The organism is Pseudomonas sp. HMWF006 (genome assembly GCF_003061205.1).
Taxonomy (GTDB): Bacteria; Pseudomonadota; Gammaproteobacteria; order Pseudomonadales; family Pseudomonadaceae; genus Aquipseudomonas; species Aquipseudomonas monsensis.
In genome coordinates, this window is sequence record NZ_QAIU01000190.1 from 4,043 (window position 1) to 7,543 (window position 3,501).

At 62.3% G+C, this 3,501-nt stretch carries 4 protein-coding genes; 1 reads left to right on the forward strand and 3 read right to left on the reverse strand.

Translation table 11 applies throughout. The annotated features are described in order from the left end of the window. On the reverse strand, positions 1 to 945 hold a 945-nt coding region (gene moaA, locus DBR24_RS07515; protein WP_128614382.1), incomplete at its 3' end, for a GTP 3',8-cyclase MoaA. 296 nt (positions 946 to 1,241) lie between these two features. Then, entirely contained in the window at positions 1,242 to 2,093 is an 852-nt protein-coding gene (locus DBR24_RS07520) for a CAP domain-containing protein (RefSeq protein ID WP_128614379.1), read from the reverse strand. 199 nt (positions 2,094 to 2,292) lie between these two features. On the opposite strand from DBR24_RS07520, the gene DBR24_RS07525 reads away from it, so the two are divergent. Continuing rightward, complete coding sequence (locus DBR24_RS07525; protein WP_128614380.1) at positions 2,293 to 2,913, forward strand: cell wall hydrolase; 621 nt, start codon at positions 2,293 to 2,295, stop codon at positions 2,911 to 2,913. Here the strand turns inward: DBR24_RS07525 and DBR24_RS07530 are convergent. Then, on the reverse strand, positions 2,910 to 3,501 hold a 592-nt coding region (locus tag DBR24_RS07530; RefSeq protein ID WP_128614381.1), incomplete at its 5' end, for a LysR substrate-binding domain-containing protein. The genes DBR24_RS07525 and DBR24_RS07530 overlap by 4 nt on opposite strands.

Consider the following 3,501-nt stretch of genomic DNA (forward strand, 5'->3'; position numbering starts at 1 on the left):
GAAGTTATGCCGGTATGGCTTGAGCTTCATCGCCTCGATGATGGCGTTCTCCAGCCGTTGCGGTTGCCCCGGATGGGCGCGCAGCACCGCTTTCAAGTCCACTGAATGCTCGTTACCCAGACACAGTAGCAGGCGCCCCTCAACGGTCAGTCGCACGCGGTTGCAGGTGCCGCAGAAATTGTGGCTGTGTGGCGAGATAAACCCCAGGCGTATCTCCGGCGCCTCGGCCAGTCGCCAGTAGCGCGACGGGCCCTGGGTCGATTCGGCCGAGTCGATCAGGGTGTAGCGCTCGGCAATCTTCTGGCGTACCTGCGCACTGGAAAAAAACGACTCGGCGCGGCTGTGTTCGCTGATGATCCCCAGCGGCATTTCCTCGATGAAGGCGATGTCGAGCTGGTGGTCGATGGCGAAGCTCACCAGGTCGTTGACCTCTTGATCGTTGCGCCCCTGTATCACCACGACGTTGAGTTTAGTGCGGGTGAAACCGGCCTTGCGCGCGGCATTGATGCCGTTGATCACCTGCGCCAGATCGCCGGTGCGGGTCATTTGTCTGAAGCGCTCGGGGTCGAGGCTGTCGAGGCTGATATTCAAGCGCTTGACCCCGGCGTCGAACAGCGGCGCGGCGAGTTTGCCCAGCTGCGAGCCGTTGGTGGTCATGCACAGTTCGCGCAGGCCGGGCAGGGCGGCGATCTGCTCGCACAGTTTGACCACGCCCGGACGGATCAGCGGCTCGCCGCCAGTCAGGCGAATCTTGCGCGTGCCCAGTGCGACGAAGCTTTGCGCCAGTTGATAGATTTCCTCCAGGGTCAGCACTTGCTGACGTGGCAGAAACTGCATGTCCTCGGCCATGCAATACACGCAGCGGAAATCGCAGCGGTCGGTGACTGACATGCGCAGATAGTCGACGCGGCGGTTGTAACCATCGATCAAGACGCGTTCTGACATGACAGCCTCGCAAGAGTGGAAACCCCTGTCGAAGGGGATTGGCCCGCGCAGGTTAGGGGCTGCGTTGAGTACCGTCCAATCACTGTTTCTGAACGGCTGATTGATCCCGTCGATGATGAAATGTTTTTCGCCGAATTGGCGTCGTCAGGTTTACAAGGGTTGGTAATGAAGGGTTTTTGGCGCTTGAGATACCGGGCTGCATCTTGAGGTGAAGCCCTCCGGTGCGAGCCTGCTCAGGCGCTGTGAAAGCCCCCTGAGCAGACTCGCTCCTGCAGCAATGACGTTGCGCCAAAGAGTTACTGCGCGCCAAACATCGCGGTCCAGTAAATCCCCGCACTGCTCTTCGGATCGGTCGCATAGGCCGCGCCGAGTTCCTTGTATTGCGGGTTCATCAGGTTGGCGCAATGGCCAGGGCTGGCCAGCCAGCCCTCGACGACTTTGCCCACGGTGTCCTGGCCGGCGGCGATGTTTTCGCCGACCAGTTGGCCGCTGTACCCGGCGAGTTCCGCGCGATCGCCGGGGGTGCGGCCGTCGCGGTCCTTGTGGTCGAAGTAATTGTTGTTGGCCATGTCACGGCTGTGATCCTGGGCGATCGTGCCCAACGTCGCGTTCCACGCCAGCGGTGCGGCAGCGCTGAAGGACTGACCGCCACACTGACGGGCCTTGCTGCGGGCGGCGTTGAGTTCGCTCAGCAACTTCTGCCCCTCACTCTGCGCATCCCCCAGCCTGGCCGACAGCAACGGCCGCGCCAGCACAATGCGCCAGTCGCGGTCGGCACGGCTGACGCCGACATCGACGAACTGCGGATCGAGCACCACCTGACAGAAACTCTCCTGAATCGCCTTCATCGCCGACGCCGCATCGCGCGGGCCGTTGAGCGTGATTGCCTGGACATTGACCATCGGGTAACTGGCGCTGGCCATGGCCTGTTGCAGATCAACCATGCCGGTGGCCGGCAAGCGCAGCCGCGGATCGGCCGACAGCGGCGGCAGTTCAGTGGACGCCTGGCTGCCGCAGCGCTGCGGTTGGCTGCGGTAGCTGTTGATCGACTCGATCAATTGCGACTCATCGGCGGCCATGGCCGGAATGGCCAGCACCAGGCCGACGGACAACGCGGCAAAACGCAAAACGGATGGCATGAAGCGCATGGAAATCTCCCTTGAGCTGAGTGCGCCCATGATGCGCGAAAGGCCCCCGGTAGACGCAATGTCTTTTTCTTCATCCGGCGCTTTTTTCTACGCAACTTTGTCGAAGTATTTGCCGTCTACACTCTCCGAAGACCCCGGAATCCGGGTGTCTCCCCGACGTAACACCTTGCCCGGACCGGGCGCTGCCGGAAGAACTGACATGGGATTGAAAGCGTTGGCTGGCTGTTTCGCGTTAATGCTGTTGACTGGCTTGGCGGGGGCCACCGATCAGGCTCCGATCAAGGCGAAGGCTGAAGAAAAAGCCCAGGTGCTCGAAGAGAAAGCCGCTGACCAGGTCAGTGCGGCCCCGGCGCCCAGATCCGAGGCCATCACCCCGACCGAAGCCCAGGCGGTTGACCCGGCCGGCGCGGCGCCGCTGGACGATCCGCTCACCTGCCTGGCGCGCAGTATCTATTGGGAAGCCAAGGGCAAGGACACCCCGGAAATGGAAGCGGTGGCGAGTGTGGTGATGAACCGCCTCGGCCACGAAGGGTTCCCTGACACGGTGTGTGCCGTGGTCAAACAAGGCTCGGAAACCAAGAGCTGCCAGTTTTCCTGGTGGTGCGATGGCAAGCCGGATCAAGTCAAGGAAGATAGCGAATACGCCTTGGCCAAGGAAATCGCCGGCAAGGCCCTCAATCGTCAGCTCAAGGATCGCACCCACGGCGCGTTGTATTTCCATGATCGCAACGTCCATCCGAGTTGGGCCAAGGAATACCGCAAGACGGCCGAGACCGGCAAATTCCTGTTCTATAACCCCGCCGGCGGTGATGCGCGTTAGGCACAGACTTCGCGCACGCAATGGCGCAGCCAGCGGTGCGCCGGGTCAGCGTCCATGCGCGGGTGCCAGAGCATGGACACGCTGATCGGCGGCATCTCGAAGGGCAGGGCGAAACTGTGCAGGCCGCTGCGCAGTTTGCTCGTGTGACGTTCCGGCACTGTGGCGATCAGGTCTGATTCACGCACCAGCGTCAGCGCTGCGGAGAATCCACCGAACGAGGTGACGATGTCCCGCGTCAGGCCAAAGGCGAGTAATGCTTCGTCCACCGGACCGCTGCTGCGCCCGCGTCGCGAGATCAGAATGTGTTCGCCACCGGCAAAGCGTTTGCTGCTGATCTTGCCCGCGCTCAACGGATGCCCCTCACGCACCACCCCGATCCAGTGATCCTGAAACAGGATGCGGCTGTGCAACGTCGGATCCGTGGTGTCGTCGACCACACCCGTCTCCAGGTCCACCCGGCCTTCGCGCAGCGGCGTGCTGTCCTTGTCGGCTTTTTGCACAAAGCGCAGGCGTACCCCGGGCGCCTCTTCGCCAATGCGGGCGAGCAGGGCGGCGGCAAAGGTTTCCACAAAACCGTCGGTGTTGCGC